The sequence below is a fragment of the Bradyrhizobium sp. Tv2a-2 genome (assembly GCF_000472425.1).
Lineage (GTDB): Bacteria > Pseudomonadota > Alphaproteobacteria > Rhizobiales > Xanthobacteraceae > Bradyrhizobium.
In genome coordinates, this window is record NZ_AXAI01000018.1 from 52541 (window position 1) to 65972 (window position 13432).

The window sequence follows — 13432 nt, forward strand, 5'->3', positions numbered from 1 at the left end:
CGTCGGCTCACGCCGCTGAAGGCTGCACCTTGGGTGCGATCTCGGCAAGCGTCCGGTCGCTTGCATGGATCGCGAGCATGTTGATCTCGACGTCGAACATCTGATAGCCGTGCGCCGTCAGCCATTGCTTGAGGTCGGCAGCATTGGTCTTGATCTTCTCGATCAGCATGATCGGGTGCGTGCGGTCGATGGTCTCCCTGGCGCCTTCGAGTGCCTCGAGCTCCATGCCTTCGATATCGATCTTGATGAAATCCAGCCGCGGCAGGTTGAGCTGATCGAGTGCGAGCTTGGGAACGGTCGTCGTGTTCTGCGTGTAGTCGATGGCCTGACCAATGAACTCGTTGCCGCTGCGCTGGCGGAGTTCAAGGCTGCCGAATGAGCCGGGCACGAGATAGTTGGGCATCGGGATGGTAAGCGTCCCGCTCTCCGATGACACTGCGGCGTTGATTGCGACGGCGTTGAAGCAGTTGTTGATCGCGATATTCCCGGCCAGCGCGTAGTAGATGCGCTCCTGCGCGTCGATCGAGAGCACCGATCCCCAACCGGTCATGGATTTGGCCCATTCGATGCTGTGAACGCCGATGTTGGCGCCGCAATCGATCGCTACCACACCGTCGCCGTACAGGCGCCTGCGTGTCGCGAGCAGGTTGACCGCCAGCTTGACCTCTTCGGGATCGAAATGACCTCTCTCAAGCAGGTTGAGGCCGACGCCGATGCCCCGGTTCGCATCGAGAGCGCGATAGTCGAGCCGGTTGACAATCATGGTGCCGTGATCGGTCGAAGCCAACACGAACGCCAGCTTGCGTTCCCCGCGCTGCATGGGATTCTCCTGATGGTCCCGGACAGGTTTGCCCGCCGGCACTTTTTCCGAAAACAACGCGGGTACGAATCGTTTCGTCGAGCTTACAGCGGCCTAATGTGGAGCACCATCTCTGCAACCCCACGGAGAGCTGGAGGGACCTCGCCGATGGGGGCCACGACGGGGCGTACGCAGTGGCGGTACCAAAAAGTACCCTAACGGTACCAAAAGGTACCTCGGCGCGTCTCCGCGTTCTGACGGGGCTTCCGGCCGCATTTTCGCCCGAAAAAGCCGCTGTTTACGGGGTGCCTCACATCCGCCCGGACTTAATCTGCATTTAACTAAAAGTGGCCTTAATGACGCTCTGCGCCTCTGCGACATGCTGTGCCGATGACCAGTCTATCGGCGAAGTATCGAGCGAAACGAGCTGGACGGCTTCGGGCGCCTGGTGGGTCAGTAAGAGTAGTGTAGCGTTGGTTAGAGTAGCTGTGGCGGTGCGCAACCGTCAGACATCGTCGGGGAAAGCTGGCTTTGTGAGCGGGGCTGCGATCGCATGCCTCGTGCTCGGCTGCAGCTGGACCGTCTACACCAACATCATTTCCGCTAGCGTCTATCCGACGCTGGGCAGCGCGGGCTATGACGAGCCTGTGGTGAAATCGGCGCCTGGAGTTGCCGGACGCAGCGCCGCGCAGGCCGTGAAAGACGCGTTTGCCGCGCTGCCGGCGATTGCCGAGCGCGCGAAGACCGGGACGGTCGCCGCACTCACGCCGGATCAGTTCAACGATCGTTTTGCGGCATCTGAGCCGACCGGCGTTGCCTCGCGCGCGGCGGAAGCTGCGCCGCCGCCGGAGGCTCCGAAGGTTGCGGCAATATCCAGGCCCGCGGACGCGCCGAAACTCGCCGAGGCCGCCAAGCCGAAGGAGGCCGCCTCACGGCAGCCGCCGGCGCAGGTCGCGATGAACGTGCCGCCGCCGCCAGTTCCGCGTCCGGTCGAGACCAAGCCCGCTGAGCGGTCGAGCGGCGCCTCGCTGCATGACATGGCCGAGCGCGCCAAGATCGCGATGATGTCGCTTACCTCGCGGTCGAGCATTGTCGACAAGCTCTGGGGCAAGCGCGCCTCGCAAGGCGCGCTGCTTGCCTATGCCTCGGCCGACGCCAGCGTGACCGACTCCATTGGGCACGAGCAGAACCCGATGCATGGCGGCTCGCCGCCTTACGATCGCTCGACGGCGGTCTACGATATTTCGGCGCATATGGTGTACCTGCCCGACGGCAGCAAACTCGAAGCGCATTCCGGCCTCGGCTCCAAGCTCGACGATCCGGGCTCGGCGGCGATCCGCATGCGCGGCGTGACGCCGCCGCACATCTATGAGCTGAAGCCGCGCGAAGCGCTGTTCCACGGCGTGCCCGCGCTGCGGCTCAATCCGATCGGCGGCGAGAACGCAATCTACGGCCGCGAGGGCCTGCTCGCACACACCTACATGCTCGGGCCCAACGGCGATTCCAACGGCTGCGTCTCCTTCCGCGACTACTACGCTTTTCTGAACGCCTATCGCAACATGGGCATCAGGAAGCTCGCGGTGGTGGCGCGGGTCGAGTAAGCCCGGTCGGGTGACCCTCAGACCGCCATCGTCTTGCGCAACGCCATTTCTGTCTCGATCGCGGCCTTGACCTGCGGTCTCGTCTGTATGCGCGCGAGATACTCGACCAGGGATGGCCAGTTACTGACCTCGACGCCGGCGCGGCGAAACAGCAGCAGTGCCCAGGCGAGGTGGGCATCCGCGACGGTGAAACGGTCGCCGACCAGGTAATCCCGGTTGGCCAAGTGATCGGCGGCGATCGAAACGCTTTTGCCGATCCGCTCGCGCGCTGCGGCCTTCGATGCGTCGTCCTTGTACCAGAAGGTCGGAAACAGAAACGCCTTGTGGATCTCGCTGCCGGTAAAGCTCAGCCATTCCTGCAGGCGGCAGCGGTCGAGGTGACCCGGCGGCGGTGCAAGACCTGCTTCGGGCTTCAAGTCGGCGATATATTGGAGCACGGCCGCACTTTCGGTGAGCCGCTCGCCGTTCGCGAGCTGCAGCACCGGCACCGCGCCCTTGGACGATATCTCGCAAAAATCACCGCCGTCCTCGATCACCTTCTTGGTCCAGATATTGACGAGATGATAGCGCGCCTCGATGCCGGCTTCCATCAGCGCGATGCGGCTCGCCAGCGAACAGGCCATCGGGAAGAAATAGAGCTGCAGCATATCGTCGTCTCCGCTTGATCAGGAGAGTGCGCCGTCGCGTGCGATGATGGCAAAGCGATCGGCGAGTTCGGCCAGCGCGACCTCATGGACGACCGAAGCATCAATCGCGCCGCCGCGGCCGTCGGGCAGATCGCGCGTAGCGCAGCTCTCGGCGTCGATGGTGACGCGAAGTCCGAGATCGAGTGCGGCCCGTGCGGTGGACGAAACGCACATATGGGTCATCATGCCCGCGAGTACGACGTTGTTGCGGCCGGTAGTGGCAAGGCGAGCCTGCAGGTCGGTGCCAGCAAAAGCGTTCGGCAGGGCCTTCTCGATCACGGCTTCCGTGCGGCGCGGCGCCAAAGGCTCGACGATCGTGCCGCGCTCGGCGGTGCGGTCGAACAGTCCGCCGGGCTTGCCTTTGTGTGCGATGTGGAAGATCGCCGCACCTTCCTGGCGCGCCCGCGCCAGCAGGCGCGATGCGCTGGCGATCGCCGCGTCCGCGCCGGGCAGCGCCAGCGGGCCCGTGCGGTATTCGTTCTGCAGGTCGATTAGCACGAGGCAGGATTGGCCAAGGCTCGGCAAACTGAGGTCGGCGCCGGCGAGTTGGAGCAGGGTCTTTGGAGCGGTCATGAGAATAGCTTTCGCGGATGGAGTGGCTTGACCAGGATAGCGCCGTTTGTGGCTGCCATTATGCAGGAATATTGCAGCATATGGCTGCAAGATTGCAGGCCGCCCCGACCGGTGCTAGCGTTCGTCCCATGAACTGGGACGATCTCCGCATCATCGCCGCCGTGAGAGACGAGGGCACTTATGCCGGCGCCGGCGCGCGATTGCGGATTGACGAGACCACCGTGGGACGCAGGCTATCGCGCGTCGAGCGCGCGCTCAATCTGCGGCTGTTCGATTCCGTCGACGGTGTGCGCCGGCCGACCCGGCAATGCGAAACGATCCTCAGCCATATCCAGGCGATGGCGCGTCATGTCGCCGACATCGAACGGACCGGCGAGAGCCTGCCGGGCCTGATAGGTCGCTTTCGCATTGCCTCGACCAATGCTGTTGCGGAGGAACTCATCGCGCCGCGCACGGGCGAACTGCTGGTGCGATATCCGGGCCTTTCCCTGCAATTCCTGACATCGAGCGAGAATGTGAAATTCTCGCGGGGGCACGCCGATTTCGCCATCCGCCTGAAAAAACCTGAGAAGGGCGACTTCACCATCGTGAAGCTCGGCGAGTTCAGGCTGTTTCTCATCGAGCCGGCATTCGAAAGCGAAGTGAAGCCGGTTATCTGCGCTTATCCGGATGAGCTCGGAGCAATACCTGAGTCGGTATTTCTGAAAGCGAAGGGCCTGCAGGCACAGGCACGCTGCGTGGCCGACAATGTTCGCGTCATAAGGAGGCTCTTGAAATCGTATCAGGCAGTCGGCGTGCTGCCGGAATATTTCTGCGGTGAGTTGCTATCCGACCGCAGGCTGCGCGCGACGCTGCTCCCACGCCGACGTGACGTGTGGCTCCTGGTGCAAAATCATCTCAAGCGCGATCCGGCCGCGCGCGTCGTGATCGACTGGATCAGGGATGCATTTGCGGAGTTTGCGAGAGAGTAGGATGGTCCAACGCGGTGCTCGGGATGCGACAGGTGTAGCCTCGAACAGCGAACAAAAACCCCGGCATTGCTGCCGGGGTTTTGCATTCCTTGGTCTTGCCTTGAGCGACGGACTTAGAAGTCCATGCCGCCCATGCCGCCGCCCGGAGGCATGGCGGGGCCTGCGGCTGCCTTCTTCGGCAGCTCGGCCACCATCGCTTCGGTCGTGATCAGAAGCGAAGCCACGGAGGCTGCGTTCTGGATCGCGGTGCGGACCACCTTGGTCGGGTCGATGATGCCCTTGGACACCATGTTGACGTAGTCGCCGGTCTGCGAGTCGAAGCCGAAGGCGTACTGATCCTTCTCCAGGATCTTGCCGACCACGACCGAGCCGTCCTCGCCGGCGTTGATCGCGATCTGGCGGGCCGGCCACGACAAGGCCTTGCGCACGATCTCGACGCCCGTCTTCTGGTCGTCGTTCTTGGTGCGGATGCCCTTGAGCTGCTCGGAGGCACGGAGCAGGGCGACGCCGCCGCCCGGCAGGATGCCTTCCTCGACGGCCGCGCGGGTCGCATGCATCGCGTCATCAACGCGGTCCTTGCGCTCCTTCACCTCGACCTCGGTCGCGCCGCCGACGCGGATCACCGCGACGCCGCCCGCGAGCTTGGCCAGACGCTCCTGCAGCTTCTCACGGTCGTAGTCCGAGGTGGTCTCCTCGATCTGCGCCTTGATCTGCGCCACGCGCGCCTCGATGTCGGCCTTCTTGCCGACGCCGTTGACGATCGTGGTGTTCTCCTTGTCGATCATCACCTTCTTGGCGCGGCCAAGCATGTTGAGGGTGACGTTCTCGAGCTTGATGCCGAGGTCTTCCGAGATTGCCTGGCCGCCGGTCAGGACCGCGATGTCCTGCAGCATGGCCTTGCGGCGATCGCCGAAGCCCGGCGCCTTGACGGCAGCAACCTTGAGGCCGCCACGCAGACGGTTCACGACGAGCGTGGCGAGCGCCTCGCCCTCGACGTCCTCGGCGACGATCAGCAGCGGCTTGCCGGTCTGCACAACGGCCTCGAGCAGCGGCAGCAGCTCGTTCAGCGAGGAGAGCTTCTTCTCGTTGATGAGGATGTAGGGATCGTCCATCTCAACGCGCATCTTGTCGGCGTTGGTGATGAAGTAGGGCGAGATGTAGCCACGGTCGAACTGCATGCCCTCGACGACGTCGAGCTCGGTCTCGAGCGACTTGGCTTCCTCGACCGTGATCACGCCCTCGTTGCCGACCTTCTTCATGGCGTCGGCGAGGAACTTGCCGATCTCGGCATCGCCGTTGGCCGAGATGGTGCCGACCTGGGCGATCTCCTCGTTCGAGGTCACCTTCTTGGAGTTCTTGCCGAGGTCCGCAACGACGGCTTCGACCGCGAGGTCGATGCCGCGCTTGAGATCCATCGGGTTCATGCCGGCGGCAACCGCCTTGGAGCCTTCGCGTACGATCGCAGCCGCCAGCACGGTTGCCGTGGTGGTGCCGTCGCCGGCCGCATCAGCGGACTTGGAGGCGACTTCGCGCACCATCTGCGCGCCCATGTTCTCGAACTTGTCGTCGAGCTCGATTTCCTTGGCAACGGTCACGCCGTCCTTGGTGATGCGGGGCGCACCGAACGACTTGTCGAGCACCACGTTGCGGCCCTTGGGGCCGAGGGTGACCTTCACGGCGTTGGCGAGAATGTCGACACCGCGCAGCATGCGATCGCGCGCGTCGACGCCGAATTTGACTTCTTTGGCTGACATTTCTGGTTTCCCTGAGTGTTGAGATTTCACCCGTTGAAGGAGGCGCCTTGCAGGCGCTCCTCAGGGTGAGCGTTGCAGGCAGCGGTTAGGCGGCCTTCTTCTTGGCGCCGCCGGCGTCGGTGAGAACGCCCATGATGTCGCTTTCCTTCATGATCAGGAGTTCCTGACCATCGATCTTGACTTCCGTGCCCGACCATTTGCCGAACAGCACGCGGTCACCGACCTGGATGTCGATCGGGATCAGCTTGCCGCTCTCGTCGCGGCCGCCAGGGCCAACGGCGATCACTTCGCCCTGGGAGGGCTTTTCCTTGGCCGAGTCGGGAATGATGATGCCGCCAGCGGTCTTCTCTTCGGCGTCGATGCGCTTGACCACGACGCGGTCGTGAAGCGGACGGAATTTCATGCAGTCCTCCTAAGATACTGAAGATGTTAGTGAGTTCCCGGATATTGGCAGTCCCGCACCATGAGTGCCAGCACGGGCCGGCTGGAGATAGGCGGGAAATTTGGCGCGGGCAAGGGCTTTTAGCGAAAAAACTGGCACTCGGGAGTGGCCTCTGCCAAAATTTTTAATCATCATTAATCGGCGGCCCGGAAGCGGAACCCGATATTAGCACCTGCGGTAAGCTGCTGCTAACGTGGGAAATTTCAACAACTCGTTAAACATTTAGGCTTGTGATGGGTTGGATTCGTGCGTCACATTTCTCTCATGTGAGCGCATCTCGACCGGGTGGCTCGTGAAGAGTGAGTCGCCATCCCAAGACAATGCGCTCCAGCAATGGAGGTTGGCATGGTTTCGCGGGTTGGGCGTGTTTCCGACGACTTTCGGAAGCAGGTGATGGGATACGGGCTGACGACGGCGCAGATCCTCTATCGGATGCCGGATCATCCGTCGCTGCTGCAGACCTATGTCTGGCAGAACTACGACCTGTTTCCGAAATTCCCGGCGCTGCAGGATTTCCTCGCCTTCTGGCAGGAAAAGCTGGAAGGCCCGTTGTTCTCGGTCACCGTGGCGCATTCCAGGCTGATCAAGCCGGCTGAGCTCCGCGCCGTCGACGGTGTGTTCAGGTTGCATTGACTTTGCGCGATCGGCAAAGCCACGATTCGTGTTAGCCTGTCTTGTTCGGACGAACAGGGAGGAACGCATGGCCAAGAAGAAAGCCGCATCACGACCGGCTGCACGGGCTGCCGTTACCAAGAAGTGGACCGGCCGGCACGGTGCTGCCAAGTCATCAAGCAAGTCATCAGGCAAGTCATCAAGCCGCAAGACCATCAAATCCAAAGCGCGCAGCGTGCCTGCAAAGAGTCGCAGCAAGCCGAAGCAACGCATTGCCGTAAGTCATCATCGCGAGGAGGATTTCAAGGCCGACGGGCTGCGGGCCTACGCGAAATACCGCGATTTGGGAATCGCAGACGCCACCAGCGGCCTCGCGCGGGCACATGTGATCCGCTTCAGCGGACCCTGCAATCCGGAGGAGGTGTCGAAGCTGCATTTCCATGCGGTCGACTTCCAGATGGTCTACGTGCTCAAGGGTTGGGTGAAGACCTACCTGGAAGGGCAGGGCGAGACCTTGATGCAGCAAGGCAGCTCCTGGACCCAGCCGCCGAAGATCAAGCACATGATCCTGGACTATTCCGACGATGCGGAAGTGCTGGAGATCATCCTGCCGGCGGATTTCAAGACGGTCGAGCTGACAGCGTGAGGATGTGGTCGTTCCGGGGCGATGCGCAGCATCGGACCTGGAACCTCTGAGATTTTCGGGTTCGGCTCTTTCGAGCCGCCCCGGAATGACGGGATCGGCCCACACTGGCGTTCTCGCGACTTGGCGCATATAATCTCCCACACTTGGTGGTCGCACGAATGTTCATGTCCTCATTCAAAGCATCTCTCGCAATCCTGTTGGCGTCGGTTTGGCTCGGCGGCCAAGCGGCCCACGCCCAGACCGCGCCCCTGACATACTGGACCCCAGGCTGGCCCATGGGCCTTACGGATGCGAGCGGCCAGGGTGCGAGTACTTACGGCAACTTTCCGGGCTTTAACTTCAGCGACACCGGCGGGAGCTCGGTGGCCCGCTACAATTTCTCGAACGGCATGTTTGTCGGCACCGAACGCAGCATGGGGTTCGGCATGAGCGGCATCGCCATGGGCGGCGCGTTCGGAGATCTCCATTATGAGGGCGCGCAATTCGGCTATAACTTCCAGAACGCGCCTGTCACCGTCTTCGGCAGTGCCGGTAGTTTGAAGTATGATTCCGGCCTCGGCACGGCTTTGAGCAGCTCGTTCAATAATCCCAACTCCAGCACGGTCGCCGGCTATAGCTCCCATGTAGGCGTCGAATTTCGTCCCACCTCGAATCTCAGCCTTTCGTTCGGGGCGGGCTTCAACCAGCAGGGGTCCGGGCTGGTCGACAGCGATATCCACTCCGACCTGCCGCCCGGCGCGTCGCCGCTGGCCTTCGGTCACCGCTAACTGGTTCATCTCAAGTAATCACGCCGACGATGGCGCCCATGAGGCACGTGGTCAGCGTGCCCGAGATGATCGACTTCACGCCCAATTCGTTGATCTCCGCCCGCCGCTCCGGCGCCATCGTGCCGAGACCGGCGATCATGATGCCGAGGCTGCCGAAATTGGCGAAGCCGCACATCGCATAGAGCATGATCAGCCGTGACCGGGTATCCAGCGCATCGGGCGCCAGTTTCGACAGGTCGACATAGGCAATCAACTCGTTGAGCACCGTCTTGGTGCCCATCAGGCTGCCGGCAGTCACCGCCTGCGACCACGGCAGGCCCATCAGCCAGCACACCGGCGCCATTGCGAGGCCCAGTATCCGCTGCAGCGAGATCGCGGCTCCCCCGACATGCGGCAGCAGGCCGAGAATCGCGTTGGCGAGATAGACCAGTGCCACCAGCACGATCAGCATCGCCACGATGTTGAGCAGCAGCTCGAGCCCGGCCGAGGTGCCCTTGACGATCGCATCCATGGTGCTTGACGCTTCCATTTTCGGGTCCTCGCCGAGGGCGCCGCCGGTCAGATGATCGCCGGTCTCCGGCACCATGATCAGGCTGATCAGGATCGCGGCCGGCGCGCCCAGCACCGATGCGATCACGAAATGCGCCGCCGCATCGGGAATCAGCGGCGCCAGCAGCGTCGCGTAGAGCACGAGCACGGTGCCGGCGATGCCGGCCATGCCGCCAGTCATGACCAGGAACAATTCGCTGCGCGTCATCTTCGCAAGATAGGGCCGCACGAACAGCGGCGCCTCGACCATCCCGAGGAAGATGTTGGCGGCCGTTGAGAGGCCGACCGCACCGCCGACGCCGAGCGTGCGCTCCAACAGCCAGGCCATGCCGCGCACGATCGGCGGCAGCACGCGCCAGTAGAACAGCAGCGTGGTCAGCACGCTCATGACCAGCACGATCGGCAGCGCCTGGAAGGCGAGGATGAAGTCGGCACCCGGTGCCTTGACGTCGAAGGGGGCGGGCGCCCCGCCGACATAGCCGAACACGAAGGAGGTGCCGGCGCGCGAGGCGGCCGAGATGGTCTCGACCGCATCGTTGATGGCGCCAAAGGCACGGGCGACCAACGGCAGCTTGATCAGGACGAGGGCGGTGGCGAGCGTCGCAACCAGTCCGATGGCCGCCTGCCTTACCGACACCGCGCGGCGGTTCTCGCCCAGCGCCCAGGCGATCGCGAGCAACGCGAAGACGCCGATCGCCGATTGCAGTTGAAGCATGAATCCCCCGAATGCGCCGCCCCCGGCGCGATTATGCCGAGGCATCGTCCCAAAGCAAATGCCGGGCCCGGCGTGATCGGCCATTGACAGTGCATACGTCGTCGGCCACCGATTGCACATGTCCTCCGTCACGTCCGCGGGCGCCGGCACCCTGCTGAGGCAAGGCTCGTTCATCTTCTTCCTGCTGTCGCGAAGCCTGTCCCGGCTGTCGAGCCTGGTGGGAATCGTCGCGATGGGCTGGCAGATCTATGATCTGACCAGCAGTGCGTTCGCGCTCGGCATGATCGGACTGGTCGGCTTCCTCCCGACCGCGGTGCTCGTCTTCGTCGCTGGACACACGGTGGATCGTTACGACCGCAAGCGCATCATGCAGGCCTGCCAGCTTGCACAGGCGCTGACGACGTTCTTCCTGGCCTGGGGCGCCTTCGCCGGTTGGCTCACGGTGATCCACATCTTCATTGCCACGCTCGTGCTGGGCACGACGGCAGCATTCGAAAGCCCGGCCACGGCTGCGCTGTTGCCGCTGATCACGCCTCAAGGTTCGCTGCAGCGCGCTACCGCCCTGTCCACTGGCGCTGCGCAACTGGCGACCATCACAGGTCCTGCACTGGGCGGGTTCGCCTACGCCCTCTCGCCGGGCTTGCCCTACGCCATCATGGTCCTGTTCTGGCTGTCGGCCACGTTGTTCACCGGGGCCATCCGGATGACGCACCCCCCCGACGAGCCGAAGGACAGCGCGACGCCGGGCGACCTGTTCGCCGGCGTGCGCTTCATCCGCGAGAATCCATCCATCCTTGGGACGATCTCGCTCGACCTGTTCGCGGTCCTGTTCGGCGGCGTCACCGCGCTGTTGCCGATCTATGCGCGCGATATCCTGATGACGGGCCCGCTGGGGCTGGGCATCCTGCGTGCGGCGCCCGCGGTCGGCGCGCTCGCCATGACCTCGATGCTTGCCCGCCACACCATCCGCCGGCATGTGGGCTTGCGCATGTTCCAGGCGGTGATCGTGTTCGGCGTGGCGACGATCATATTTGCGCTGTCGTACTGGATGTGGCTCTCGGTGCTCGCGCTCGCGCTGCTTGGGGCGGCGGACAATGTCAGCGTCGTGATCCGCTTCTCGCTGGTGCAATTGCAGACGCCGAACGAGATGCGGGGACGGGTGGGCGCGGTGAATTTCCTGTTCATCAACGCCTCCAACCAGCTCGGGCAGTTCGAGAGCGGCGTCACCGCGGCGCTGCTCGGCACCGTCCCCGCCGCCGTGCTCGGTGGCATCGCAACCGTCGCAGTCGCGCTGCTCTGGATGAAGCTGTTTCCAACCCTGCGCGACGTGAACCGGCTGGAGTAGGGGGCCGCCTGCGCTCGGTGATTGCCGGTCGGACACCTCTCCCCAGCGGGGAGAGGTCGGATTGCATTCGGCGATGCGCGGCATCGTCGAGTGCAATCCGGGTGAGGGGCGCAGCTCTCACGAGGGACCTGAACCCCTCACCCGGATCGCATCTTGCGATGCGATCCGACCTCTCCCGATAGGAGAGGTGAACCGAGTACGCGGCCCCGTTCGGATTGAACTGATCCAGTTCTAACCCCGTCCGACGAACGGCATCTTCGAGGCCATCACCGTCATGAACAACACGTTCGCATCCAGCGGCAGGCCCGCCATGTAGGCCACGGCATCACCGACCGCCTTGGAGTCCATGCGCGGCTCCGGCATCTTGCGGCCGTCGGGCTGCAGCACGCCCTCGACCATGCGCTCGGTCATCGGGGTCGCGGCATTGCCGATGTCGACCTGTCCGACGGCGATGTCATAGGCGCGGCCGTCGAGGTTGGAGGCCTTGGTGAGGCCCGTGATGGCGTGCTTGGTCGAGGTATAGGCTGCGGAGAACGGCCGCGGCGCATGCGCGGAGATCGAGCCGTTGTTGATGATGCGCCCGCCGCGCGGGGTCTGGTCCTTCATGATGCGGAAGGCGTGCTGGGTGCACAAAAACGGTCCGGTGAGGTTGGTGTTCACCACCGCCTGCCACTGAGCGAGGCTCAGGTCCTCGAACGGCACCGCGGGTGCGCCCATGCCGGCATTGTTGAACAGCACATCGAGCCGGCCATAGGTCTCCATCACCTTGCCGAACAGGGCGGCGATCGAGGCGGGATCGGTCATGTCGGCGGTAACAGGCAAGCTCTTGCCAACGCTTTCGCCAAGCTTCTGCGTCTCCTGCAGCTTGTCCAGACGGCGCCCGGCCAGCACGACGGTAAAGCCTGTCTTCATCAGCGCCAGCGCCGCGGCGCGTCCGACGCCGGTGCCTGCGCCGGTCACGACCGCAATCTTGTGTGCTGCCTCGCTCATTCGTTGTCCTCTTCTGTTCTGGTTTTTCTAATCTAGGTCTTGGCTTCGGATTCGGTCTTGTAGGGCGGCAGCGGAATGTTCCGGTGCGCCGCCCGCAATGCCGCCGACCAGCGTGACCGCAGGTCGTGGAAATAGGGCTCGCCGGCCTCGATGCGGTGGTTGAGATCGGCGTCGCAGACGTCGTTGCGCACCACCAGCACGTCGATCGGCAGCCCCACGCCGAGATTGGAGCGCATGGTGGAATCCATCGAGATCAGCCCGGTCTTGAGCGCCTCATAGAGCTCGACGTCGTAATGCATGGCGCGGTCGAGCACCGGCTTGCCGTATTTGTGCTCGCCGATCTGCAAGTAGGGCGTATCGGTGGTGCATTCGATGAAATTGCCGGCGGTGTAGACCATGAACAGCCGCATGCGCGCGCCCTTGATCTGGCCGCCGAACAGGAAGGAGACGTCGAACGAGACATCCTCGGATTTCAGCGCCGGGCCTTCGGTCGAATGGATCTGGCGGATGGCGCGGCCGATGCGCTGCGCGGCCTGGAACATGGTCGGCGCGTTCATCAACGTCTCGACCTCGCCGGTCTCGGGGTCTTCCATGCCCTCGGTCAGCGTCGACAGCACCGACTGGCTGATCGCGAGATTGCCGGCGCTGGCAACCGCCATGATGCGGTCGCCGGGCTTGGAGAAGATGTGGAGCTTGCGGAAGGTTGAGACATTGTCGAGCCCGGCATTGGTGCGGGTGTCCGCGATCATCACGAGGCCTTCTCGCACCAATATGCCGCAACAATAGGTCATTTCGTCCCCGAACCGTTTTTCGTGATGACCGGCGGGACGATTACTATCCCAATTTCCGCCAGACCTCCAACCCCAATCGGGAAGACGCAGCTCCGCGTTCCCGCAGGCCCGATTCTGCCCCGGGGTGAAGCGAAAGGGCGCCCAGCGAAGAGAGAGGGCGCAGGGAAGGCCGGGTGGCCGCTGCACCCGGA

14 protein-coding genes are annotated in these 13432 nt (G+C 63.5%); 6 read left to right on the forward strand and 8 right to left on the reverse strand.

Features of this window, described 5'->3' with window-relative positions:
- Positions 1-7: 7 nt before the first annotated feature.
- Positions 8-820, reverse strand: coding sequence for an FkbM family methyltransferase (locus A3AI_RS0130800; RefSeq protein ID WP_024519271.1), 813 nt, complete (start codon positions 818-820; stop codon positions 8-10).
- A 512-nt stretch (positions 821-1332) separates the two neighbouring features.
- Here A3AI_RS0130800 and A3AI_RS0130805 point away from each other — a divergent pair.
- Positions 1333-2400, forward strand: coding sequence for a DUF2778 domain-containing protein (locus A3AI_RS0130805; RefSeq protein ID WP_024519272.1), 1068 nt, complete (start codon positions 1333-1335; stop codon positions 2398-2400).
- Between the two features lie 17 nt (positions 2401-2417).
- On the opposite strand, the gene A3AI_RS0130810 is transcribed toward A3AI_RS0130805, so the two are convergent.
- Both A3AI_RS0130810 and A3AI_RS0130815 read right to left on the reverse strand, forming a co-directional pair.
- Complete coding sequence (locus tag A3AI_RS0130810; protein WP_024519273.1) at positions 2418-3047, reverse strand: glutathione binding-like protein; 630 nt, start codon at positions 3045-3047, stop codon at positions 2418-2420.
- 18 nt (positions 3048-3065) lie between these two features.
- On the reverse strand, positions 3066-3659 hold the full coding sequence (locus A3AI_RS0130815) for a cysteine hydrolase family protein (protein ID WP_024519274.1): 594 nt from the start codon (positions 3657-3659) through the stop codon (positions 3066-3068).
- 128 nt (positions 3660-3787) lie between these two features.
- Between A3AI_RS0130815 and A3AI_RS0130820 the strand changes: the two genes are divergently transcribed.
- Positions 3788-4630, forward strand: a complete 843-nt coding sequence (locus tag A3AI_RS0130820) for a LysR family transcriptional regulator (RefSeq protein WP_024519275.1) — start codon at positions 3788-3790, stop codon at positions 4628-4630.
- 113 nt (positions 4631-4743) lie between these two features.
- Here A3AI_RS0130820 and groL read toward each other — a convergent pair whose 3' ends face one another.
- Together groL and groES are read right to left on the reverse strand one after the other, a co-directional pair.
- A complete protein-coding gene (gene groL / locus A3AI_RS0130825; RefSeq protein WP_024519276.1) occupies positions 4744-6384 on the reverse strand; it encodes a chaperonin GroEL in 1641 nt (546 codons plus the stop codon).
- A gap of 85 nt (positions 6385-6469) precedes the next feature.
- Positions 6470-6787: a co-chaperone GroES gene (gene groES, locus A3AI_RS0130830; protein WP_024519277.1), complete on the reverse strand. Its 318-nt coding sequence runs from the start codon at positions 6785-6787 to the stop codon at positions 6470-6472.
- A 384-nt stretch (positions 6788-7171) separates the two neighbouring features.
- Between groES and A3AI_RS0130835 the strand changes: the two genes are divergently transcribed.
- The 3 genes from A3AI_RS0130835 to A3AI_RS0130845 all read left to right on the forward strand — a co-directional run bounded on the left by A3AI_RS0130835 (position 7172) and on the right by A3AI_RS0130845 (position 8851).
- Entirely contained in the window at positions 7172-7459 is a 288-nt protein-coding gene (locus A3AI_RS0130835; protein ID WP_024519278.1) for an usg protein, read from the forward strand.
- A gap of 67 nt (positions 7460-7526) precedes the next feature.
- Complete coding sequence (locus A3AI_RS0130840; protein ID WP_024519279.1) at positions 7527-8084, forward strand: cupin domain-containing protein; 558 nt, start codon at positions 7527-7529, stop codon at positions 8082-8084.
- A 164-nt stretch (positions 8085-8248) separates the two neighbouring features.
- Positions 8249-8851 carry a hypothetical protein gene (locus tag A3AI_RS0130845; RefSeq protein WP_156928012.1) on the forward strand — a complete coding sequence of 201 codons (603 nt, stop codon included), beginning with the start codon at positions 8249-8251 and terminating at the stop codon, positions 8849-8851.
- Between the two features lie 10 nt (positions 8852-8861).
- On the opposite strand, the gene A3AI_RS0130850 is transcribed toward A3AI_RS0130845, so the two are convergent.
- On the reverse strand, positions 8862-10115 hold the full coding sequence (locus tag A3AI_RS0130850; protein WP_024519281.1) for a NupC/NupG family nucleoside CNT transporter: 1254 nt from the start codon (positions 10113-10115) through the stop codon (positions 8862-8864).
- A gap of 118 nt (positions 10116-10233) precedes the next feature.
- Between A3AI_RS0130850 and A3AI_RS0130855 the strand changes: the two genes are divergently transcribed.
- Positions 10234-11460: an MFS transporter gene (locus A3AI_RS0130855; RefSeq protein WP_024519282.1), complete on the forward strand. Its 1227-nt coding sequence runs from the start codon at positions 10234-10236 to the stop codon at positions 11458-11460.
- Between the two features lie 231 nt (positions 11461-11691).
- On the opposite strand, the gene A3AI_RS0130860 is transcribed toward A3AI_RS0130855, so the two are convergent.
- Together A3AI_RS0130860 and A3AI_RS0130865 are read right to left on the reverse strand one after the other, a co-directional pair.
- A complete protein-coding gene (locus A3AI_RS0130860; RefSeq protein WP_024519283.1) occupies positions 11692-12450 on the reverse strand; it encodes an SDR family oxidoreductase in 759 nt (252 codons plus the stop codon).
- A gap of 32 nt (positions 12451-12482) precedes the next feature.
- The gene (locus A3AI_RS0130865; RefSeq protein ID WP_024519284.1) at positions 12483-13241 is read right to left on the reverse strand and encodes a proteasome-type protease; all 759 of its coding nucleotides are present in this window, start codon (positions 13239-13241) and stop codon (positions 12483-12485) included.
- Positions 13242-13432: the final 191 nt, after the last annotated feature.

Bases quoted from the DNA above. Each gene is read 5' to 3' on its own strand.
- A3AI_RS0130800 (WP_024519271.1), bottom strand. From the start codon at position 820: ATGCAGCGCGGGGAACGCAAGCTGGCGTTCGTGTTGGCTTCGACCGAT.
- A3AI_RS0130810 (WP_024519273.1), bottom strand. From the start codon at position 3,047: ATGCTGCAGCTCTATTTCTTCCCGATGGCCTGTTCGCTGGCGAGCCGC.
- A3AI_RS0130815 (WP_024519274.1), bottom strand. From the start codon at position 3,659: ATGACCGCTCCAAAGACCCTGCTCCAACTCGCCGGCGCCGACCTCAGT.
- A3AI_RS0130820 (WP_024519275.1), top strand. From the start codon at position 3,788: ATGAACTGGGACGATCTCCGCATCATCGCCGCCGTGAGAGACGAGGGC.
- groL (WP_024519276.1), bottom strand. From the start codon at position 6,384: ATGTCAGCCAAAGAAGTCAAATTCGGCGTCGACGCGCGCGATCGCATG.
- groES (WP_024519277.1), bottom strand. From the start codon at position 6,787: ATGAAATTCCGTCCGCTTCACGACCGCGTCGTGGTCAAGCGCATCGAC.
- A3AI_RS0130835 (WP_024519278.1), top strand. From the start codon at position 7,172: ATGGTTTCGCGGGTTGGGCGTGTTTCCGACGACTTTCGGAAGCAGGTG.
- A3AI_RS0130840 (WP_024519279.1), top strand. From the start codon at position 7,527: ATGGCCAAGAAGAAAGCCGCATCACGACCGGCTGCACGGGCTGCCGTT.
- A3AI_RS0130845 (WP_156928012.1), top strand. From the start codon at position 8,249: ATGTCCTCATTCAAAGCATCTCTCGCAATCCTGTTGGCGTCGGTTTGG.
- A3AI_RS0130850 (WP_024519281.1), bottom strand. From the start codon at position 10,115: ATGCTTCAACTGCAATCGGCGATCGGCGTCTTCGCGTTGCTCGCGATC.
- A3AI_RS0130855 (WP_024519282.1), top strand. From the start codon at position 10,234: ATGTCCTCCGTCACGTCCGCGGGCGCCGGCACCCTGCTGAGGCAAGGC.
- A3AI_RS0130860 (WP_024519283.1), bottom strand. From the start codon at position 12,450: ATGAGCGAGGCAGCACACAAGATTGCGGTCGTGACCGGCGCAGGCACC.
- A3AI_RS0130865 (WP_024519284.1), bottom strand. From the start codon at position 13,241: ATGACCTATTGTTGCGGCATATTGGTGCGAGAAGGCCTCGTGATGATC.